At 39.7% G+C, this 24259-nt stretch carries 14 protein-coding genes and 1 pseudogene; 14 read left to right on the plus strand and 1 reads right to left on the minus strand.

Annotated elements, in window-relative coordinates; genetic code table 11:
• The first annotated feature begins 3 nt into the window (after positions 1 to 3).
• From porM to EJN84_RS05265, 7 genes are all read left to right on the plus strand, one after another.
• Positions 4 to 1563: a type IX secretion system motor protein PorM/GldM gene (gene porM, locus EJN84_RS05235; protein ID WP_129594427.1), complete on the plus strand. Its 1560-nt coding sequence runs from the start codon at positions 4 to 6 to the stop codon at positions 1561 to 1563.
• A 308-nt stretch (positions 1564 to 1871) separates the two neighbouring features.
• Positions 1872 to 2849 carry a type IX secretion system ring subunit PorN/GldN gene (gene porN / locus EJN84_RS05240; protein WP_129594428.1) on the plus strand — a complete coding sequence of 326 codons (978 nt, stop codon included), beginning with the start codon at positions 1872 to 1874 and terminating at the stop codon, positions 2847 to 2849.
• Positions 2850 to 3228: 379 nt separating this feature from the next.
• Entirely contained in the window at positions 3229 to 3489 is a 261-nt protein-coding gene (locus tag EJN84_RS05245) for a hypothetical protein (RefSeq protein WP_129594429.1), read from the plus strand.
• A 2285-nt stretch (positions 3490 to 5774) separates the two neighbouring features.
• Positions 5775 to 6785 carry an NAD-dependent epimerase/dehydratase family protein gene (locus tag EJN84_RS05250; RefSeq protein ID WP_129594430.1) on the plus strand — a complete coding sequence of 337 codons (1011 nt, stop codon included), beginning with the start codon at positions 5775 to 5777 and terminating at the stop codon, positions 6783 to 6785.
• A gap of 110 nt (positions 6786 to 6895) precedes the next feature.
• Positions 6896 to 7615, plus strand: a complete 720-nt coding sequence (gene dapB / locus EJN84_RS05255) for a 4-hydroxy-tetrahydrodipicolinate reductase (protein WP_129594431.1) — start codon at positions 6896 to 6898, stop codon at positions 7613 to 7615.
• 109 nt (positions 7616 to 7724) lie between these two features.
• Entirely contained in the window at positions 7725 to 9170 is a 1446-nt protein-coding gene (locus EJN84_RS05260) for a S26 family signal peptidase (RefSeq protein ID WP_165004090.1), read from the plus strand.
• Between the two features lie 21 nt (positions 9171 to 9191).
• On the plus strand, positions 9192 to 9848 hold the full coding sequence (locus EJN84_RS05265; RefSeq protein ID WP_101487497.1) for a WbqC family protein: 657 nt from the start codon (positions 9192 to 9194) through the stop codon (positions 9846 to 9848).
• A 2070-nt stretch (positions 9849 to 11918) separates the two neighbouring features.
• On the opposite strand, the gene EJN84_RS05270 is transcribed toward EJN84_RS05265, so the two are convergent.
• Positions 11919 to 12218, minus strand: a complete 300-nt coding sequence (locus EJN84_RS05270; RefSeq protein WP_129756374.1) for a hypothetical protein — start codon at positions 12216 to 12218, stop codon at positions 11919 to 11921.
• A 312-nt stretch (positions 12219 to 12530) separates the two neighbouring features.
• On the opposite strand from EJN84_RS05270, the pseudogene EJN84_RS12540 reads away from it, so the two are divergent.
• The 7 genes and pseudogenes from EJN84_RS12540 to EJN84_RS05300 all read left to right on the plus strand — a co-directional run.
• Positions 12531 to 12614 (plus strand): annotated as a pseudogene (locus tag EJN84_RS12540) (hypothetical protein); the annotation flags it as partial.
• Positions 12615 to 12668: 54 nt separating this feature from the next.
• Complete coding sequence (locus EJN84_RS12220; RefSeq protein ID WP_238943929.1) at positions 12669 to 13193, plus strand: DUF3987 domain-containing protein; 525 nt, start codon at positions 12669 to 12671, stop codon at positions 13191 to 13193.
• Complete coding sequence (locus tag EJN84_RS12545; protein ID WP_394343085.1) at positions 13081 to 13500, plus strand: hypothetical protein; 420 nt, start codon at positions 13081 to 13083, stop codon at positions 13498 to 13500. The genes EJN84_RS12220 and EJN84_RS12545 overlap by 113 nt, the downstream gene beginning before the upstream one ends.
• A 461-nt stretch (positions 13501 to 13961) precedes the next feature.
• Entirely contained in the window at positions 13962 to 15032 is a 1071-nt protein-coding gene (locus EJN84_RS05285; protein ID WP_129594434.1) for an HNH endonuclease domain-containing protein, read from the plus strand.
• Positions 15029 to 15886, plus strand: coding sequence for an HIT family protein (locus tag EJN84_RS05290; RefSeq protein WP_129594435.1), 858 nt, complete (start codon positions 15029 to 15031; stop codon positions 15884 to 15886). The genes EJN84_RS05285 and EJN84_RS05290 overlap by 4 nt, the downstream gene beginning before the upstream one ends.
• Positions 15887 to 15996: 110 nt before the next feature.
• Positions 15997 to 18603, plus strand: coding sequence for a hypothetical protein (locus EJN84_RS05295; protein ID WP_129594436.1), 2607 nt, complete (start codon positions 15997 to 15999; stop codon positions 18601 to 18603).
• 32 nt (positions 18604 to 18635) lie between these two features.
• Positions 18636 to 23435, plus strand: coding sequence for a DEAD/DEAH box helicase (locus EJN84_RS05300; RefSeq protein WP_129594437.1), 4800 nt, complete (start codon positions 18636 to 18638; stop codon positions 23433 to 23435).
• Positions 23436 to 24259 lie beyond the last annotated feature (824 nt).

Below are 24259 nucleotides of genomic sequence, written 5' to 3' on the forward strand. Positions count from 1 at the left end.
CAGATGGCAGTCAACAGTCCCAACTCGCCCCGGCAAAAGATGATCAACCTCATGTATTTGGTTTTCATTGCAATGCTTGCGCTCAACGTGTCGGCAGAAGTGCTCGATGGTTTCGAACTCATGGAAGATAGCCTGGCCAATTCGTCGGACATATCGTTGCAACGCAACCTGCTTATTATGCACGAACTGGCATCTTACAACGAACAAAATCCCGAAAAGGCCGGTTCGTGGTATCGCAAGAGTTTGGAGGTGCATCAGATGAGCGACTCGCTGTTCAGGTATATCGAAACTCTCAAATTGAAAATGGTGAGAAGAGCCGACGGCAACAAGGCTGATCTCGGGCATATCCGTCACAAAGATGATCTCAACGCGGCATCGGAAGTGATGTTATCGCCGGTTTCGGGCGAAGGTAAACGTCTTCGTTCGGCGGTTGACTCCTTTCGCCACACGCTTTCACAACTCGTAACGGACGAAAATAGGAAAAAAATCATCAACTCGGGTCTCTCCACTCAACCCTCGTCCGCGAGGGGAAAGCAATACCGCAATTGGGAACAGTCGCTTTTCGAACAAATGCCTGTAGCAGCCGCAGTCTCATTACTTACTAAGCTGCAAAGCGATGTTCGCAGCGCCGAAGGTGAAACTTTAGCACATCTACTCAACAGTGTGGATGTGAGCGATTTCCGTGTAAACCAAATCAATGCTTACGTAATTCCCGAGTCGAATATTGTCATTCAGGGAGGTACCTATAAAGCCCGCATCGTGCTTTCGGCAGAAGATTCTACCCGTCATCCGAATATTTTCGTCAATGGCAATGTCCTCGATCCGGAAAGTAACGGCATTTTTTCGGCTGTGGCAGGAAGTATCGGCTCACACAGCATACAAGGTTATGTGGAACTGCCCCGTGCTGATGGTTCGGTGCTCCGACGCGATTTTAGCAACAGTTATACCGTTATTGAACCAACAGCCACGGTAGCCCCTACCCTTATGAACGTCCTTTACGCCGGCATCGATAACGAAATCAGCATTTCTGTTCCGGGTGTTGCACCACAGGATATCGGCGCTGCAATGACCAACGGCAGTTTGGTGAGGAAAGGAAATATGTGGAGTGCCAAACCTTCCGGAGTGGGACAAAACGCCGTGATTTCCATCACGGCAAGGATAGGCGACCAAGTGCGACAACTGGCGAAAAAAGAGTTTCGCGTGCGTGCACTTCCCGATCCCACGCCTTATATCGAATATACGGATGCCAATGGCAACCCGGCAATGTTCAAAGGCGGCGCAATAGCCAAAGGTGTGCTAATGAATGCGGATGGCATCCGGGCGGCTATCGACGACGGAATACTCAACATACCATTCCGTGTGCTGAGTTTTCGAACTGTTTTTTTCGATGCTATGGGCAATGCCATTCCCGAAGTTTCGAATGGAAACCGTTTTTCCGATCGTCAGAAGGAACAGTTCCGACGCCTCTCGCGTGGTAAGTATTTTTATATTTCCGGTGTTAGAGCCGTTGGCCCCGATGGTATCGAACGCGAAATTTCCGTTATCGAAGTTCGGGTCAATTGAACTCTTCCTCGCCCTCACAGATTTGCAAAGCGAGAAAGAAAAATGAAGAGATGATTTGATGATGAAAATATCATAACCCCTGCACTGCCCGCCGGCAGCGCTTGTCCCTTATCTTAAGGAGACAGTTATGATGGCGTAATCCCGAAACTACGCCCCTCTTAAGATAAGAGGGGTACTGCCGAAAGCAGAAGGGGGGTATGATTTAATGGATAACGGATAATTAAGTAGAAAGTGAAAAGTGGAACTTTATGAACTTTTGCAATTCGCATTTCGCATTTAAACAATGATAAAAAAATAGCCATCACGCAATGAAAAGACTTACATGGATTATCGCAATGGCAGTTGTAGGAATGAGTGCCTTTCATACACACGCACAAGAAACAGTGCGCGAACGAATTCAGCGGCAGCAACCCGCGACTTCCACCTCATCGCCTTTAGCGTCGAGTTCGCTGCGGGCCGAACAGCTCGGTCGCTATTCGTCGTTCGATCCCGATAATGCCAAATGGTTGCGAGTCGTTTATCGATATCTCGATCTCAGCGACGATAGAAATGCTCCACTCTACTACCCTGTGCAACCCGCACCGGGCCGAACCAATTTCTTTACTTCTATTTTCCGACTGCTTTCCGAAGGAAAAATAGATGCTTACGAATACGTGGACGGCAACGAAGTGTTTGCCGACAACTACAAAATCGATTTCAGGGAGTTTCTCGATCGCTTTGGCATTTATTATGAAGTGCAAGACTCACGTATCGTCGTGAACGACGCGGACATTCCTTCGAGCGAGGTGACGGGTTATTATGTCAAGGAAGCCTATTTTTTCGACTCGGTAACCTCGAGTTTTGGCATCCGAACACTCGCCGTTTGCCCTATCCTGGTGCGCCAAAGCGACTTCGAAACCTCACCGGCGCGCTATCCGCTGTTCTGGATTCCCTACTCCGAAATCCAGCCCTTTGCTTTGCAAATGCAGATCATGACCTCAAGCCTCAACAATGTGATCAACAGCACGGTGGACGACTTCTTTCGCATGCACCGCTACAACGGAGAAATCTACAAAACTCTGAATTTGCAAGGCAAAACTCTCGCCGAAATTGCGCCTTCTCCCGAAGCATTGAAAGCCGAACAGGAGAAAATCGAAAAACAATTGAAGGATTTCGAAGACCACTTGTGGAAGCAGGACACCGCCATTCCCACTCCACCGAAGGGTAACAAGGTCAAAAAAACAAAAAACCCGGCATCGTCCGATTCCGGTTCTCCCACCGTGTCGATGCGCGACAGAAGATTCTGAAAGAAAAGTCATTGCTTAACTTGCTGCCGGAATTGTTCTAAGATTAGGGAGCACTGTATTTTCAGAAAAAAACCCATCGTCCGTACTCGCAGAAAACTACATCAGCCGAAAAAGTTGTGGTTTCTACACTTCGTGATGATGCAAATCCGTAGAAAATCGTTAAATAATGAGGCTGATTTAACACTCCTGTTACTCAAATTCCATCATCTTCACCCAAAGATGACACGTTCGGCGAGGAATGATCCCCCGTTTTCACTTCGAAATGACACGATTGTCTTGTCGTGACCTGTCATCTTAGTGTGAAGAAAGCAGGTTCATCGCAAAAAGTCATGGTTCCTACACTGCAGATTACATGTTTTAGCCAAAAAATGTCTATAGAATGTTAATAGAAAAGGCCATTTGGCTCGAAAATGTACCTTTCAGGAATGTAGACGGGGCAATCGGCGGACAAAATTGCCCCATCTACTTTGTAGAAAGTATGATCGTCGGACAAAGTTGTACTTTCTGCACTTCAAGATTGGGCAATTTGGCGCCGAATGCCTATAGAATGTTAACAAGATTGGACGTTTTCATTCACATTTGCGAAATCTACAAAGTAGATATAACATTCTTTAAGTCGAACGTGGTTTCTACAAAGTAGAAAACAGGTCCGTCGGAGTCAAACGCGTTTTCTACATTTCTGACGGGGCAATTTTGTTGCCGAATCGATGAATTTTTAGTTCAAGAACATACAAATAATCTGCTGATATACATATATTAATGTCATGATGAAAGCTTATGAAAGGAATTTGCCCAATTTTATTAACAAAACATCACAATTACGAAAGTGAAAGAATGTGAACACGGTTGAAGATTGGAGGTTGGGGAATGGAGGTTGGAATTAGTCGATAATTTACCAATTCGATGATTTATTGATTTACCGATGAATTCCCGACCTGACTGTCCCCTTAAGATAAGGGGACAAGTGCTGCCGCCGGGCAGCACAGGGGTTATGATATTTCTCTACTTCTGACTTCTTCACTTCAAACCTCTTTTCTTCTCTCACACTCATCCATTCTCCCTTATTTTCCCGACCTCATCTCATCATCGGGGCCCCCGATCTGCGCAGCGAGCGTGCCGTCAGGCAAAAGACAAGCTGTTTGAGCCGCCGCAAGGCGGTGAGTTATTTGTCTTTTAGCGAACAAGCAGCTATCGGGTCGATGAGGAGATGCAGTCTTGATCTTTTTTGCATACTTTTTTGCATCAAGGCAAAAAAGTATGTGGGGTTTGGGGCAACGCCCCAAGAATCAATGGATAATTAATAATGCACAATGCATAATTTCGCGATTGAAAAATTTACCGATTTGATAATTCATTGAAATTCTTATTTCTCTACTTCCCATTTCTCTATTTCTTGTTAATTCTCAATTGTCAATTACATCATAACACCTCCCCGCCTTCGGCGGTACCCCTCTTATCTTAAGAGAAGAGTAGTTTTGGGGAATATTTGGGCGTGGGTGAGAAAATTCAGAAAAAATAGTTCACACAGATATTCGCAGATTGAAATCGCAGATGGGCGCAGAAAATAAATCAGCGTGAGTCAGCGAGAAAAAGATCAGCGTTGATCTGCGAGAAAAAGAATAGATAGGTTCACGTAGATAGTCGCAGATTGAAAAGTGCAGATGATCGCATTCGTAATTCGAAATTGGTAACTTGTAATTCCTTATGAAAATTCGGCTTTTCAAGCCAAAAACACCCTCGAATACAGAAATATCCATCGCAGTCGAAGCCTCCAATTCACCAGCTCACTTTTGCCTGAAAGGCAATAACCTTCATAACCGCAGGTCACCGACCTGCGGACGAAGACGTCCCTGCAATCTCTCTGCCTGAAAGGCAGAACTATTGCCATTGTACAAATGAATACCCACACCGCAAAAAAAGAACAAACAAAACGAAAATTCGTAATTTAAAATTCCCACTTCTAACTTCTTAAATTCTCAATTCTCCCTTACATCATAACACCTCCCCGCCTTCGGCGGTACCCTTCTTATCTTAAGAGGGGAGTAATTATAGGATTACACCATCCCTGAACTGTCCCCTTAAGATAAGGGGACAAGCGCTGTCGTCAGGCAGCACAGGGGTTATGATATTCTGAGGACGAAGCCAACTTCGCGTCTTGGTGTCTTCGTGGCAAATAAATGTTCTGCCTTCCAGGCAGGTTGCTGACGACGATTCATGCCGCAGAATGAATTCTGCGGTTATGAAAATTCGGCTTTTCAAGCCAAAAACACCCTCGAATACAGAAATATCCATCACAGTCGAAGTTTTCAATTCCCCGTCTCACTTTTGCCTGAAAGGCAATAACCTTCATAACCGCAGGTCACTGACCTGCGGACAAAGACGTCCCTGCAATCTCTCTGCCTGAAAGGCAGAACCACTGCAGTTACACAGATGAATATCTGCACCGGCGAAAAAAGAACAAACAAAACGAAAATTCGTAATTTAAAATTTCCACTTCTAACTTCTTAAATTCTCAATTCTCCATTACATCATAACACCTCCCCGCCTTCGGCGGTACCCCTCTTATCTTAAGAGGAGAATAGTTTTGGGATCACGTTTACCGTAGCTGTCCCCTTAAGATAAGGGGACAAGTGCTGCCGCCAGGCAGCACAGGGGTTATGATATTCCTCCACTTCCAACTTCTTCACTTCCGACTTCTTCACTTCTGACTTAATAGCTCAAGTTTCCGAACTTGTGTCGGAAACAACTCACCCATCGCCAATATCCTCATCATCCAATCAATGAATCAACAAATCAAAACAATCAGTGAATAATTTTTAATTTTATTACGAATCGAATCAAAACATAAAAAACGGCAGAATCAATCGCAACGGTTTTCTTGTCTTGTGCTAATTCATTATTTTTGTGCACACATCAAAGCATGGCATGCAAAAAAAAATATTGATTACGGGGGCAAGCGGGTTTATCGGTAGTACGGCTGTCGATAAGGCGTTGGAATTGGGTTACGAAACATGGGCGGGCATCCGTTCCGGAAGCAGTCGCAAGTTTCTGCAGGATAGCCGACTGAATTTTATCGATCTGAATTATTCGGATAAGGATCATTTAGTAGCACAACTGCGTGCATTCACCGCCGAACACGGCAAATTCGATTACATTGCCCATATTGCCGGCATCACCAAAGCGGTTCGCAAAGAGGATTTCGAACGAGTAAATTTTGGCCAGACCAAGAATCTTATCGATGCACTGATCGAAAGCGGCAGTGTTCCCCAACTTTTTGTGTTGATGAGCAGTTTGAGCGCCTGGGGTGCCGGCGACGAAAAACAGTATCGACCTATCTCTTTCGACCAACTTCCATCACCCGATACGGCCTACGGAAAAAGCAAACTGATGGCCGAAAATTATCTGAAAAGCATTCCCGATTTTCCGTATGTGATTCTTCGTCCGACTGGCGTTTACGGACCTCGCGACAAGGATTATCTCATTCTGATGCGTGCCGTAAAAAAGGGAATCGATGTGGGGGCCGGATTCAAAAAACAATTGCTGACATTCATTTATTCCGAAGATCTGGTGAAAGTGATATTCACCTGCATGGATAAAGGTATTCGTCGGAGGGAGTATTTTGTGGCCGATGGCGATGTTTATACCGATAGCGAATTTAATCGGATTGTTAAAGAGGCGCTTCACAAAAAAGTGGTCATTCGACTGAAAGTGCCTTTGTGGTTGGTGAAGCCGGCAGCCTATGTAAGCGAAAAAATTGCTTCGATGCAAGGCCGAGCCACCACTTTCAACACCGACAAATATCGAATCATGAAACAACGCAATTGGACATGCGATATAACGCCCTTGCAGCGCGAGTTGAACTTTGTGCCCGATTTCCGATTGAAAGAAGGGGTTGAAAAAACCATTGCCTGGTACAAAAATGAAGGTTGGCTCTGAAAGAGAATTTCTTTAAAGCCATTCAACAAATATTATTTTGGGCGACACATTAGGACATACCGCCGTTTTTTTATAATTTTGTTCTTCAATAAAAAAATCGAAACAACTGTATGAAAATTGCGCTTATAGGATACGGAAAAATGGGGCACGAGATCGAAAAGATTGCTCTCGACCGCGGGCATGAAATAGTTTGCACGATTGACCTCAATGAGGAATATAAATTTGATTCGCCCGAATTTAAAAGCTCCGATGTGGCTATAGAATTCACATCGCCTGCAAGCGCTTTGAATAATTATCGACGCGCATTTGCCGCCAATGTCCCCGTTGTTTCGGGCACCACAGGCTGGCTCGAACATCTCGACGAAGTGAAGGAAGAATGCGAAAAGAACGGAAAAACTTTTTTCTATGCTTCCAATTTCAGTTTGGGCGTTAATATCTTCTTCGCTCTCAACAACTATCTTGCCAAAGTCATGAATCGCTTCGCCGAATATGATGTCCGCATGGAGGAAATTCACCACATTCACAAACTTGATGCTCCCAGCGGAACGGCCATTACGCTTGCCGAAAGCATTCTCGTCAATATCGATCGCAAAGAGAATTGGGTGCTCGATGAAGCGCATTCCGACAACGAATTGGAGATAAAGGCCATTCGCGAAGGCGAAGTTCCCGGAACGCATAGCATCATCTACGAATCGGAAGCCGACAGTATCCGAATCACCCACGAAGCCAAAAATCGTAAGGGATTTGCATTGGGAGCCGTGCTTGCTGCCGAATTTGTCCAAGGCAAAAAAGGGTTTTTGGGGATGAGAGACATGTTAGGCGATTTATAAAAATCCTACGAAAGGGTTATTCACCGTAAAAATATAATAATTGTTCGAACGTCCTTTCGACATCGACATTCATTTGCTCAACAATAATATAATGACACTCAAACAACGTATTTCAAATGCCACACGCCGTCAATGGGTTTGGTTCTCCGTATGGCTTGTTCTTATTTTGCTCTTTGCCCTTTGGGCTGCAAGTGCATGGGTTTTGATTATTGTTCCTTTTTTCTTCGACGCTTACATTACCAAATATATTCCATGGACTTTTTGGAAGAAATCGCAGAACAAAGTGGTTCGCAAAACAATGGAATGGGTGGATGCCATCATTTTTGCATTGGTAGCTGTGTATTTCATCAACACATTTTTCTTTCAAAACTATCAGATTCCTTCGTCTTCGCTCGAAAAATCGTTGCTTGTGGGCGATTTTCTGGCAGTAAGCAAACTGAGTTACGGACCACGCGCACCCATGACGCCGCTGTCATTTCCTCTGGCGCAACATACCATGCCCGTTATCGGTGGAAAATCGTATCTCGAAAAACCCCAATGGCCTTATCGTAGGCTGAAAGGATTGGGCGAGGTGAAACGAAACGATATCGTCGTTTTCAATTTTCCGGCCGGAGATACGGTGGCACTCAATATGCAGGCTGTCGATTTTTATACGCTTTCGAAATACAACGCCAACGGAAGTGCCGGAATCAGAGCCGACAAACGTTCCTATGGCGACGTTGTGTGGCGACCGGTGGATCGTCGCGAAAATTATGTAAAACGCTGTATCGGCATGCCCGGCGAAACCATTCAACTCAAAGATGATGCCGTGTATGTGGACGGGAAACTTATTCCGCACGTAAAAACCACACAACACAACTATTTTATCCAAACCGACGGTACGATTATTTCTCCCGAGGTTTTCGATCAAATAGGCATCAGCAAAAGCGATTATGAGGCCGTCAACGAATATGAACAACCTGTCCCGAAATATCAGGATTTGACCAATGTGGACAGTTTGAGTGCCGCAAAAATGGGACTGAAAGCGAAAAACGGTTCCTTTGGAAAACTTTATGGACAAATACCGATGACGGACGGAATGGTGGAAGAGATGAAAGCAAAGCCATTCGTTCTGACGGTGATCAAGGAAATGGAACAACCCGGTGCGGCTTATTATTATCCGGTGAATTACGAAACAGGATGGACACGCGACACGTACGGACCCTTATGGATTCCTAAAAAAGGTGCTACGTTGAAATTTGATACCGATATCCCTTTCAAGGTGGCTGCTTACGAGCGGTGTATCAAAAACTACGAAGGGAATGATTTCGCCTATCGGGACGGAAAAGTGTATATCAACGGAAAACAGGCCGATTCCTATACTTTTCGCATGGACTACTATTTTATGATGGGAGATAATCGGCACAATTCGGCCGATTCACGTGTTTGGGGATTTGTTCCCGAAGATCACATCGTGGGCCAACCGATGTTCATCTGGCTGTCGTTGGATAAGGATAAAGGGTGGTTCAATGGAAAAATTCGGTGGAACCGCTTGTTTAAGAGTGCGGGACGATAAACGCCCTGTTTCTTCCTATTCATGAAGGCTTCCGATAATTCAGAATTTCCGACAAATGAGAAACCGATCCTTTTGTCGTCGCTTTATTTGGCCCCGGTAGAATACTACAGCAAGTTGTTTCGGGCATCGAATGCGCAAATCGAAATACACGATCACTATACGAAACAATCCTATCGAAACCGGTGCATTATTGCCGGTGCCAATGGTCCGTTGCCTCTGAGCATTCCGATCGAGAAGCCATCCGATTTGGCATGCGAAATGAAAGATATTCGCATTGCCGATCATGGTAACTGGCGGCATCTTCATTGGAATGCTATTGTTTCGGCTTACAAATCTACGCCGTTTTTCGACTATTATGCCGACTATTTTTCCCCGTTTTACGAAAAGAAAATTCCGTTTTTGCTCGATTTCAACGAACTGCTCCGAAATACAATCTGTCGGTTGCTCGAACTTTCAACCCCAATAAGCTTCACCAAATCGTACGTGGAACCGTCAGATGAAAATAAATCGGATTTTCGCGAAACGATTCATCCCAAGCGCGATTGGAGAGCACTCGATCGCGATTTCGAGGCTAAGCCATATTATCAGGTTTTTGAACAAAAATTCGGATTTCTGCCCAATCTCAGCATTATCGACTTGCTGTTTAATATGGGAAACGAATCTCGCTTGTTTTTATAATCCATTCTTTTATCCCGTTTTTCTGTCAACAGTTGAGAAAATACTTCGAAAAACTGTTTCAGCCCTTCTTTAATAGCGCAAGTTCCCGAACTTGTGCCGGAAACAACGGCAGTTTACAAACTGCCTGTCGTTTTGCGTCCAAGTTATGCTATCGCCAAACTTAAACGAATGGGAGTTGATTTAACAATTCAGACCTAACAAGTTTCGAAAACTTGTTAGGTCTCTTCAATAAGAACACAGATGAATATCTGCACCGGCGATGGAAAAATACTGCCTTCCAGGCAGGTTTCTGACGACGATTCATACCGCAGAATAAATGCTGCGGTTATGAAAATTCGGCTTTTCAAGCCAAAAACACCCTCGAATACAGAAATATCCATCACAGTCGAAGTTTTCAATTCACCGGCTCACTTTTGCCTGAAAGGCAATAATCTTCATAACCGCAGGTCACCGACCTGAGGACAAAGATGCCCCTGCAATCTCTGCCTGAAAGGCAGAACCACTGCAGTTGCACAGATGAATATCTGCACCGGCAAAAAAGGACACTGATCGATTAGATGATTTATCGATTTACTGATGAATTCCGGATGATGCAGGGGGTATAATATTCAACTTCGCGTCTTTGCGCCTTCGTGGCGAATAAATGTTCTGCCTTCCAGGCAGGTTTCTGACGACGATTCATACCGCAGAATAAATGCTGCGGTTATGAAAATTCGGCTTTTCAAGCCAAAAACACCCTCGAATACAAAAATATCCATCACAGTCGAAGTTTTCAATTCACCGGCTCACTTTTGCCTGAAAGGCAATAACCTTCATAACCGCAGGTCACGACCTGCGGACAAGGACATCCCTGCAATCTCTGCCTGAAAGGCAGAACCACTGCAGTTGCACAGATGAATATCTGCACTGGCAAAAAAGGACACTGATCGATTAGATGATTTATCGATTTACTGATGAATTCCGGATGATGCAGGGGGTATAATATTCAACTTCGCGTCTTTGCGCCTTCGTGGCGAATAAATGTTCTGCCTTCCAGGCAGGTTTCTGACGACGATTCATACCGCAGAATAAATGCTGCGGTTATGAAAATTCGGCTTTTCAAGCCAAAAACACTCTCGAATACAGAAATATCCATCACAGTCGAAGTTTTCAATTCACCGGCTCACTTTTGCCTGAAAGGCAATAATCTTCATAACCGCAGGTCGCCGACCTGCGGACAAAGATACAACAAACATATGCTGCCTGAAAGGCAGAACTACTGCAATTGCACAAACGAATATCCATGCCAGCGAAAAGCGAACAAACAAAACGAAAATTCGTAATTTAAAATTCTTATTTCTCTACTTCCCATTTCTCTATTTCTTGTTAATTCTCAATTATGGGATCACACCCATCTGAACAGTCCCCTTAAGATAAGGGGACAAGCGCTGCCACCAGGCAGTACAGGGGTTATGATATTCCTCTCACTTCTGACTTCTTCACTTCAAACTTCTTTTCTTCTCTCACACTCATCCATTCTCCCTTATTTTCCCGACCTCATCTCTTCATCGGGGCACCCGATCTGCGCAGCGAGCGTGCCGTCAGGCAAAAGACAAGCTGTTTGAGCCGCCGCAAGGCGGTGAGTTATTTGTCTTTTAGCGAACAAGCAGCTATCGGGTCGATGAGGAGATGCAGTCTTGATCTTTTTTGCATACTTTTTTGCATCAAGGCAAAAAAGTATGTGGGGTTTGGGGCAACGCCCCAAGAATCAATGGATAATTAATAATGCACAATGCATAATTTCGCGATTGAAAAATTTACCGATTTGATAATTCATTGAAATTCTTATTTCTCTACTTCCCATTTCTCTATTTCTTGTTAATTCTCAATTATGGGATCACACCATCTGAACAGTCCCCTTAAGATAAGGGGACAAGTGCTGCCGACAGGCAGCACAGGGGTTATGATAATCATTTTAGTTTGTAAAGTTAGAAAGTTCATAAAGTCCTAAAGTTTTACTTTCAAATCGTAATTTGAAATTCTTATTTCTAACTTCTTTTCTTCCCATTTCTTCTTTTCTTCCAAAGTATATCACAAGTTTTCGAACTTGTATCGGAAACAACGGTAGTTTCCAAACTGCCTGTCGTCTTGCGTCCAAGTTACGCTGATGCTAAACTTGCACGAATGGGACTCTGTCCCAAAATCTGCCATTTCCTCAATATCCTCAATATCCTCAGTTGAGGATATTGAGGATATTGAGGATTTCGATTCCAAACAAACGCCTACATTTTCCGAATCGGTCACTGACTTACTGCCCTCTTTGCTTTCGCAAATCGTGGCAAAAGCCGTTTTACAGAGTTTTCCCTTTTTCATCCCTACCCCATTATACATTTTATCAATTTCTCCATTAATTTTTCCGACCTCATCTCATCATCGGGGTACCCGGTCTGCGCAAAGAGCGTGCCGCCGGGATTATGATATTCCACCACTTCCGACTTCTTCACTTCTTTCTTAAATTCTTAAATTCTCAATTGTCAATTATACATTATCCATTATTTTTAGCATCAAGGCAAAAAAGAATGTGGGGTTTGGGGCAACGCCCCAACTACTTTCAACTTTCTACTTTCAAATTCAATAAATGATGAACAAAAAATATTCAATCCCGACGATTGGCGCGATCTCGGCTTTGCCCTTGCCAACGCTTTGGGCGAGAACGGCCGAACGTATTTCCACCGCCTCAGCCGGTTTTATCCGTCTTATTCACAACCCGAAACCGACAAGCAATACTCCGCTTGTCTTGCTTCGCACGGCCACGGTGTCACAATCAAAACCCTTTTCCATTTGGCAAAGTCCTCCGGCATTGATGTCTCCGTTAAAAAACAAGACAATCAAAAAAGTCATTTAAATCACAATCCCGACGATATTGCCAAATATCCAAATTGCCAAAATGGAGATTTGGCAAAAGTGGCAAAACAATTCTCCTCCTCGGAGGAATCAGAAGAGCAAAAAGAGGTGTTACCCACATTTCCCGAAACAATCTATCCCCTCTTGCCCGATTTTCTCCGGCAGATAACAAATTATGCAAACTCCGGTGAAGATGCCGACCTGCTTTTGCTGGGCTCTTTGGTAGTTATTTCCGCTTGTCTGCCCAACGTGTACGGAATTTATGGTGGCGTTACCGTTTTCCCCAATCTCTTTCTGTTCGTTACCGCCCAAGCCCCAGCAGGACGAATTCAACGCCTTTTTCGATGGCATACAGAAGCAATACGCCGCCCTCTTCGGGCTCGATATTGTCGCTTCTGTTCGCCGTTTGGGGTTGATAACCTATCGCATAGCCATGATTTTACCCCCTTTGCGAATTTGTGATAACGGCAATATTTCGACCACAATGGTCTGTAATGTTGCCGATTTTCGCACCGCCCTTGCTATGGTCAATGTCCTTTTGCAACACACCGCAAAAGTCTTTCAAACGCTTCCTCAACAAAATCCGCAGTCCGCTTCGGACAACGAACCGGAATTGCTTCACCGGCAATTTCTCGACGCGTTACCCCCCCAAGTTCAACCGGAAAACCTACCTCAGCGTTGCTCAAAAATTGGGCATTCCTCCCAAAACGGCCGAAAATCAGATAAAGCGCTTTACCCTTCAGGGTCTCCTAATTCATTATGCGCATGACAAGTACAAAAAGCCCTAAAATTCGACACATTCAAAAAGCAGCTGTTTTAAGTTGCTTTTGCTTTCTGACACAAGTTGTCAAAAACAAATATTTTCTTTATCTTTTTTGGTTGAAAATCTTTTCTTTTACGCTTGTTTTATTTGTGAATAATTGTTTATCTTTGCTTATTCTGATAATTTCCGGAAAATAAAAAGTAAAAAAGCATAACAAGGGATGCTGTTCGCCCATAAAATCGGAGATGAAAGGCTGTGCAATGCGACAGGTTGTAAAATTGAATCGTGAAATCGAATATCGATACCTTAGTAAGTAATTGCCCTTGTGCAAATTGTGCTCGAATGACGAAATCTCATTGCTCGCACTTTGGTCTACAGATAAAATTCTCGAAATATCGGACAACGAAAAGAATTGGCAGGAAAGGCATTGGAAATAGTTTTGAAAAATACTTGAAACAAAACTGCGAATGAATCTACCAACGGATAAAAATCTCAACACAAGATTATTGGCACAAATCTACAATAATACAGTTGCTACATACAAGTTTTACTGGTTTGTGGCTATTCTTGATATTGTTGTAAAGGAGCAACGCCGACAAATTTCGTTTTGGGAAGTTATCGTTGGTATGATAGCCGAAGCTTGGTATCCTATACACTTCTTCCGTTTATCTTTTGGTAAATCCGATTCACTTTATAACCAGATTATTAAATTGCAAAAGGAACTTAACATACCCGTTGATGCAAAGAAAGATGAGATAAAGAAACGGATTTTCAACAATCTAAATGTCCCGAAGATTCGGGGACTATTGCGAGTTTTCACCCTGAACGTCCCGTATCGTTTTTTATCTCCTTGGATAAATTATACAACAGATAATGATGTGGTTGAATTATCACAATCGTACACCAATAATTGTATTTACTCTATCAAGGGAGATACCATTGAGATAAATCCTATTTGGGAACAATATCTCAATGACAACTATCTAATATTACGTGATTTTACTTTCTGGAATTTGGCCGTTTTTCTGCAAAAGCGGAATCCTAACGTTCCTGACGTTCCTTCAAAATTAGTCAAACCTGTTTTGCGTGATTCACTTTTAAAACAGCGTCACTTTTGGGATACTTTCATTGACATAAATGGTTCAATAAAATGCATCTATACGGGAAAGGAATTGTACAAAAAGAATTATGATTTAGACCATTTTATTCCATGGAGTTTTGTCTCCCATAATCTGTTATGGAATTTATTGCCGGCTGACTCAAGCATTAATTCTTCCAAAGGTAATAATTTGCCGCTGTTAGACGAATATCTTCGTCCGTTTGCTAAAATGCACCAACAGGCAATAAGGTTGATTTATCCAAAAAATCCTAACAACAAGATATTGGAAGACTATCTCACTTTGCACGATTCATTATCAGACTTAGTGCAGCTTTCGGACAATGAGTTTCTGAATGTCTTTCAGAAAACATTTTCCCCAATGGTTCAGATTGCCGAAAATATGGGTTTTAAATATTGGCAAAAATCATTACAACTATGAAGAAAATTGTCAATAACCCGCATTTAACGGCGATAGAACGAACTTCAATGTCTTTCCCAACCCGCTGGTTGAAACAGAATAATCTGCTGAAAGGTGAAATTCTGGATTTCGGTTGCGGGTTTGGATTTGATACAGACCAACTCAAAGAACAAGGATTCAATATTGTAGGTTATGACAATTATTATCGACCGGATTATCCCGAAAATCGCTTTGATACAATAATTTGCAACTATGTACTCAACGTGTTGGAGCCGAACGAGCAAGCTGAAGTTTTGATGTCTGTTTCCGAGTTGCTTAAGCCGACCGGGAAAGCCTACTTTGCCGTTAGGCGTGATTTGAAAAGTGAAGGCTTTCGAATGCATTATGTGCACAAACAGCCCACTTATCAAAGCAATGTTATTCTTCCTTACAAAAGCATATTTTCTAACGAAAATTGCGAAATTTACGAATACCAACACTACAACCAAATAATCAGGGAAAACAAAAATTGCCCTTTCTGCAATCTTGCCTCAAAAGTGGAACTGATAAGCGAAACGGCAACAACAATGGCATTTTCAGACAGTTATCCGGTAAGTCCCGGGCACACATTGATTGTACCCAAACGACATATTGCCAATTACTTTGAACTCACAATTCACGAACAGCGTGCTTTATGGTTGGTTGTAAACCGCTGTAAAATGCTTATTCAAAAACGGTTCAACCCGGATGGCTTTAATGTAGGTATAAACGTTGGTGAAGCGGCTGGACAAAGCATTTTTCACGTTCATATTCACCTGATACCTCGCTACAAAGGCGATGTTGAAAATCCGAGAGGCGGAGTAAGAGGAGTGATACCGAGTAAACAGAATTATTGAATATATCAAGTAATTTTGTTTTGGCTAAGCGGCAAATACAGTTATTGTTTCTATTTGATTATATAGTATATTACTTGAGATCACATGAATTTTTTCTATTATTATATGGAATGGAAGATATTTTTCAGAAAATAGAAAATGTTTTTGCTAAGCATAAGCTAATTGGGAATAAAGATTTTTCCGAAGATGAATATGCTTTTATGGTCGATTATGTTAGTGAGCTGACTGATCCTTTCGACAAAGATTCATACAAACTTATATTTACTACACTTGTCGAAATAGCAAAGAGATGGAAAGATGCAGACATAGTAGAAGAAAGTGATGAGAATCTCGGTTTTTGGAATTTTATTTTCAAAACATTGACAGGAAAAGAAGAATTTAACCAAAAATTATATAGTGCATTCATTAATGTTATATCAGAGATGGATGCACTAAACAATATCCCAATAGTCAAAACAGGGAAAAAATATTATGCAACCCTGATGATGCACTCATTCACTCCCAAAAACAGCATATTTTCGTTTTTTGAACTTTGTTATAATGTTTTCAAAAAAGATTTGGATTTCGGTTTTACTAATGATGACGAATGGATTTGCGAAAAGGTAGCAAGCGAAATGAGAACTGTTTTAGGCGGCGGATACCATGAAGATAAAAAAGTCTCTATTGGGTCAAGTGCATATTCCATAAAAATTGGTTTGAGATCGTTTGCATTGGACAATAATTTGTCTGAGGACTTTATTGAATTTATAAAAGACACATTTTATCAAATCAATAAACTTTTCAATCGAGAGAAAATTAGTGAAGAAAATAGATTAAGGCGATATATTGTTGAATGGTGGGAAAACAAAAAACAAACTGAAAAGGCATTCAACGATCAAAACCAGAAAAAAAGGATATCGACAGTTTCAAAACGTAATATTGGTGCAAAATATATTAGAAATAATGATAAAGTTTTTCTCTGCATTCCTTCTATAAGATTGGATGATAGCAACAACATCATGAGGCTTTCAGTTTATGTAAATGGAAAGCTGAGTTATTCTGAAGAAATGAGGACCAAACGAGGGGAATTAGTAATTGCTACCAAGTCCATAGAGCTTGAACTGAATGAATTATTGAAATATTCAAATGAAATAAATTTAAAAGTTGAAATTCAGGAAAATGGAATAATTATCTTTGATTCGGAAAAGGGAAAAACAACTTCATTGTACAGAGAATTTATTTTGTTCGAGGATGAAAAAGAAGTTGAAAGTCAATTCAATATACCAACTAACTATTTTGTTTATTCGAAAAACATTGATGGTCTGAAAAACACGCCACAAGATCTGACAACTTATGGCACTAATATTTATAATATTTATCCTACTGTAGGCGAAAGCTTGACAGGTAAAACACGACAAGTGTTTTTTGTTGATAAAGCAAAAGTTGCCAAAAGTTCCAATACTGTTTGTTTAGTTGGAAATTTACATGATATTGAATGGGTTTTAGACGAATTTCATTGCTTTGTTTATAAAGACAGCGTAAAATTAATTGTTCCTGAAAATTCAAACCTGAAAGCATTAGAACTGAAAATAGATAACAAACCTTATAAATTAGATGCGCTTGATTATGTGCAATTGGAAAACAATGCTTATATGTTCGAACTATTAAAGTTGGGATTATTAAAACCTAATGAACCAACTGAAATTTCTTTATATTCTTACGAAAAAGAAGAAAGAGTCTTAACCGAAATGCTGATAGTTCTTCCTACTCTTCAAATAAAATTCAGCAAATCTATATTTTATGGAAATTCTGAAAGGAAAATTACAGTTTGCAACGACGAAATAAACGATGATTTTTCGTGGAACAATCAAGATAAAGAAATAAAATGCCCCCTTAAAGATGGGATTCTTTTGATTAAAATTCCATATTTAAAATGGCAAATTGGAAAAAATGGATGGAATAATGAACCGATTAACAGAAAATTATGGTATAAGGATTTTATACAAAATGGTGATTTATTAGAAATTGACAATCCATTAGAAAATGAAGTAATAAAAGTGTTTTATGAAATAGAAAACCATATCGTCGAAATCCCAATAAATCAAAGCGGGAAGTTTGAAATAGGGCGAGTAATTTATGCAAATCAAGGCAAAAAAGATATTACTGTCTATTGTACAAATGAGACAACAAAATACAACCTTTTTACCATTAGCACGAAAGAACATTTTATAGAAAATCCATTGAGATATCACAATGGTACAGTAATTTGGGATGTTGAAAATACTTTTGTTGGCGATAAAGACAACGATTTTTTTATCATTGCAAAAGCTAATGGGAAAGACAAGAAGAGTATAAGAAAAAAGGTTGGTTCAACGAATGCTGTGTTTGGCAATTTTGACGAAGATGTGTATGAAATCATTGTCAAAATCAAGGATAAAAATATTTTTTCTAAAGAAGAAATATATGATGTAATCTACGAAAATATATTGCTAATTGGTAAAGGAAAAAGACTAATCACTTATTTGAAAGAATATAATATAGGCTTAAAAACTATTATTCCATTTCTTGAACAGAAAGGTTTTTCACCTGTTGGAGGAATTAATATTAACTCTAGAGTATCCATAAATTACATTTCTGGAATTGAAATATATCTTTCAAATATTGACAAAAAAAACAAAAAGAAATATGAAGAACATATTCAAAAGAAGTATAATAAGAAATGTAGAAAAAGACGATGAATTAATTGACATTAAACTGATAATAAGAAAGTATGTTTAATCCTGCAAAAGCGGCAGATGAAATTAAAAAGGAATATATAGGTTACATTAGTACCACATTCCATTTCCGCAATCAAAATCTGCAAAATAAATTTGTGGAAGAATTGGAGAGAACGGTTTCCAAGGGTCCTTTTATTGAAATAAAAGATTCTTTCAAATCGGGAAAATCAATCGAACAAATGATTGATGAAGGCAAATTGTCACCACTTTTCAAAGAATTAGAAAAAAATAAAAAACATCCACCAGAATTACGCATTTCTCAACCTTTATATTTGCACCAAGAGATAGCTATAGAGAAGATTGTTGCAGGTAGAAATGTTGTTGTGTCAACAGGTACGGGTAGCGGAAAAACCTATTGTTTTATAATACCCGTTATTAATGAATTGCTCAGAGAAAAAGAACAAAACAAACTTAATGACGGCGTGAGAGCGATTTTTATTTATCCGATGAACGCATTGGCAAACGACCAAATAAAAGGGTTGCGAAAAATTTTGATGGCTTATCCTGACATTCGTTTTGGAGTTTATAATGGTGGTACAGAAAATAATGAAAATGATGCCATAAAACTATACGAAACAATGTACGCTAATGAGGAATACCCTGAATTACGAAAAAAATTACCCAATGAGGAGCTTTCTCGTGATGAAATGAAAAAAAGGCCACCTCATATTCTTTTCACAAATTACGCGATGTTGGAACACATGCTCTTCCGTCCAGGAGATGATACAATTTTCACAAACTCTAATTTCAAATTTGTAGTATTGGACGAAGCTCACGTTTATTCCGGTGCAACAGGAATAGAGACAGCGTTTTTAATGGGTAGATTAAAAGGGAGAATAAACGGCGAAAGAAAACCGCAATTTATTTTAACTTCTGCAACTTTGGGTGATGGAAGCCAAACAAGCAATAAAAGCGTTGTTGAATTTGCTGAGAGATTGACAGGTTGCAAATTCACAACGGACGACATAATAACTGCATACCGAGATAATTCTCAAAAGTCAGAACAAACTTACAAGTTCCCAACTCAATTATTTATCGATTTGGCAAATGAAGAAAAGTTTCTTGAAGATGTTTTGAAAACATACAATCTCAATATTCCCTATTCGCAAGAAAAAGAAAGAGAAATATTATACGATATTGTTTCTGTTTCTGACTTGTATGAGAAAATGCGTAAATTAGGTAATTTGCTCACGCTAGCTAATTTTGCTGAATATCTTGGGATTACTCCACAACAAGCAGTCGCATTTGTCGCTCTATGTGCTAAAGCACTCAAGAATGGCAAACCGTTAGTTGATATTCGGTATCATTATTTTCTTAAAGCATTAGATGGTTGTTATTTAGCCTTGGATTATGAAAATAGTTTGTCGTTAGTCCGAAAAGATTATTACAAGGTGGAGGATTACAGTAACGAACAGAAAATGTTTGAAATTGCTGTTTGTGAAGATTGCGGTGAAATTGCGATCGTTGGAAACATTGTTAATGATAAATTGGTTAGAGCTAGCGGGTTCGACGATAAAAATTTCTATCAAGTTTATTTTGGCGAAGAACAATTGTTATATGAAGAAGATGAAGAAGAAGGTGATGAAAAAAATAAGAAGAAAAAAGACGAGGTAGTATATTACTTATGTAAGAACTGCGGTGCAATAGTAGCAGAAGACGAGGCACATAATAATTGGTGTACTTGTGGAAATACACAAAAAATAAGACTCACAAAATTGAGAAATGATAAATGCCTTAATTGTAACGGAACTTTGAGGCGGTTTAATCTCGGTTACGATGCTGCAACAGGTGTTATTGCAACCTCTCTTTACGAACAAATACCTGAATACACTATTACTTTTGAGGAAAACGCAGAAAAACAAGCAACAAAAAATCCATTTTTACTACAAACCGAAAAGAAAAAAACCAAATCAAAAACAGGCAGACAATTTTTAGTATTTTCAGATAGTCGACAAGGTGCAGCAAAGTTTGCTTGCTATTTAAGTGATTCTTATAAGGAATTTTTACGTCGGCGAGGTATTTGGAATGTTGCAACGCAAGAAGAGAAAAAATATTTTGAAGGTCTTAACATTAGTGACTTTGTGAGCTTACTTGAGAACTATTTTTCAAATCTAAAATTATTTCGCAAAAGTAATTCCGATAATGCAGAATCTTCAATGGTAGAAAATCGCCGCAATGCTTGGGTTGCTGTTTTAAACGAGTTATATAACTATAAGCGTGATACGTCTTTAGTTTCCTTGGGCAAAATCTCATTTGAATACTTGGGAAATAGTGATAATATTGTTGATGTGGTTGTCAATAATTATAAACTTTCAAAAGAAGATGCAAAGAATTTCCTAAACTATCTTGCTTTTGAGATTGTGCGCTCAGCCGCTATTATTACTGATAATAAGAACGATATAAATGATAGCGATAGAGATTATTTGTATTTTACTCCTGTTCAAAAAGTTGTAACTAAATACAAAGACAACACTTTATATGGTTCCCAAGGATTTTTGCCTACACCATACACATTGAAAAGCGGTGAAAAAAAATATTATCGTTCCAATAAATTGACGATTACTAAAAGAGTACTCAATTTAGAAGATGATAAAGCGATAGAATTTTTAGGCTATTATTGGGACTATTTGGTTTCAGACAGCAACAACTACAAACTTGAAACCGAGGACGGGAAAGGTTATTTTGTGCCTGCAAGATTTTTCAGCGCTAAATTTGGTAAAACGGCAAAACTCTGGAAATGTAAAAAATGTGGAAAAGTAACTCAATTTAATATCGGAAATAACTGTATCCAAATCGGTTGTGACGGAAAATTGGAGAGATTAGATTCTGAAGAATTTTGCAAAGATAATTATTATGCAATGCTTTACCAAAGCAATAAAATGTCGCCTTTGTTTGTAAAAGAACATACCGCACAACTCTCTAAAAAAGAGGCATTAGATTATCAGCAGCAATTTATTCGTAAAGAAATAAACGCATTATCCTGTTCTACAACTTTTGAAATGGGAGTAGATGTCGGCGATCTGGAAACGGTATTCTTACGCAACATTCCACCGCTCGCTTCCAACTATGCTCAAAGAGTTGGTCGTGCAGGCAGAAGTATCAATGCAGCTGCTTTTGCCTTAACTTTTGCACGATTAAGTTCGCACGATTTTACATTTTTCGACAATCCAAAAGAAATGATAAATGGAAAAATTTCTCCACCAAACTTCACTTTGGATAATGAAAAGATACTAAAACGACACATTTATGCGGTTGCATTAAGTTTGTATCTACGAATGAACCCCGATTTATATTCAGGAAATAATGCAAAAGCATTTATTAACGACAAAGGCTACCAAGGTTTTATAGAATGGCTGAATTCAGAGCCGCAAGAATTATCCGATTTATTAAGAAACTCAATATCAATCACCAATGAGCAACTAAAAGAAAAATATATAAACAGTTTCGATTGGCTCGAAGAATTTTGTGGCGAGCAAGGTATATTTAAAAAAATAATCAATGAATTTGAAACAAATGTTGATTATTTGAAGAAAGAATATGAAAAAGCGATGCGAACAAGAGATGAAAAAACGGCTTCGGTTTTTAGTCGTAACTTAGAACGGTATCAAAAAAATGATTTAATAGATTTTCTTGTTCGTGGAAATATTCTACCCAAATATGGTTTTCCGATTGATTCAGTAGAATTGACTCAAAACATTGCTTCAAACTATTTCAAATCACTGAATTTAAGTCGCGATCTATCAGTCGCCATTGCAGAATATGCGCCTTCTGGAGAGGTTGTTGCAGATGGTTGGCTATACACAAGTCGCTATATTAGAAAGCCTATAGTAAATAAAACAGAACTTAGCGATTTTGAAACAGCGTATCTTGCGAAATGCCCAGAATGTGATAATATTAACTTTTCAAATATGCCGATTGGAATTGATGGTAAAGAATGTGCCATTTGCGGACATATCTTGAAATCCAGAGATTTTTACAAGAGTATCGAGCCGAGAGCCGGCTTTATTGCTGAAGAACAACCAAAACCTGTTCCGCTAACTTCACAAGAACGAAAATACAAAACAGAAGCAATTTATATAGGAGATAAAGATGCATATCCAATAAATAAATACAATTATCAATTTGACAATGTCAAATTGGAAGTTGAATCGACCGCAAATGATTCATTGGTAGTTAAATCTACTGATTTTTTCTATGTCTGCCCGAAATGCGGGTATTCTATTGCAAGTGATGAAACAAGCAAGTTGAAAGATTATGAAGATTATCATATAGACGTTTCAAAAATCGAACGATTGAGAAATACAAAGAATAGACATAAAAATCCTTTTGGAAAAGGAACTTGCAGTAATGTTGCTTTATCAAAATATTGCTTACACCACGAATTTAAAACTGATGTGGCAAAAATTACTTTCTGTTGTGATACTTCTGACAATGCAACAATGCTGTCGGTAATGTATGCTCTACTAAACTCTTTTGCAAACGAACTAAATATCGAAAGACGAGATATTAAGGCTTGTTTGACATATAAGTTAACAAGCGGAAGGCTGGAACATAAAATTATTATTTATGATGCAGTTCCTGGTGGTGCAGGACATTCCAGACGACTTGTTACTCAAGATGGACAAGTTTTGCAAGCAGTAATCAAAAGAGCAATAAAGTTATTAGAAACCTGCGAGTGCGACCCGTCATGTTACAGATGTTTGAGAAGCTACGAAAATCAGAAAATTCACGAAATTCTTAACAGAAAAAAAGCGTTGTCATTTTTGAAACAATTAGTTAAACTGGGAAATTAGAATAGTTATATTATAATCTAACTTATACACTTGGTCATCAAAACATAGAATACAAATCCATTTTGAAAGACAAATTATTCTTGAAACTTGTTTCCATGGCATTGTTATAGACTGATTTTCAGAAGAAGAATTTCAATAATTACGTCTGAACGACAGGCAGATAAAAGCCATGATGTATGTCAAAGAAAAGGACGTATTACCAATAGCGAATATCAAAAATTGAATGAAATTTAGGCGATCTTCAAACAAAACACTATGGATCAACCCAAACTGGATAATCCGGAGCATGCCCACCCACTTTTCGGACACAATCCGGTGATTTAAGAAGATAGAAAATTCTTCGATAATCACCCATTTTGTCACATATCCCATATAAATGGCTTACATATTGTAAAAAAAGAGAGCAAAAAAAAGGGAATACAAGGCGTCGAGCCAACGATTCCGGCGCATATGCACCCAACAATGCAAGGTAGTGGAAAAATACATACTATTCCGGAGCATATGCACCCATTTTCCCGAGTCTAACATGCTTCTAAAAAGTATATTACGTTTTTTCTTTTTCCCTTTTCAGCTCCGTGCCGATTCCGGCGCATACCCACCCGCTTGTTGATTCTTTTTCATAAGATTGTGTGATATTTCAATTAATCACATAATCGTATGGCAGGAATAATAATTAACATGAGTAAGGTAAAACAAGTGGATATTCCGGTGATGTTGACCCCTCGTTCCGGTGATATTGACCCCTCTTGATGGTTTTATTTCAAAGAACGAAGGAATCTGACAAAATTACATTTTTTTTCTCAGGTTGGATCCTTTTAACTCTA

Source organism: Seramator thermalis, assembly GCF_004138125.1.
GTDB classification, from domain to species: domain Bacteria; phylum Bacteroidota; class Bacteroidia; order Bacteroidales; family Dysgonomonadaceae; genus Seramator; species Seramator thermalis.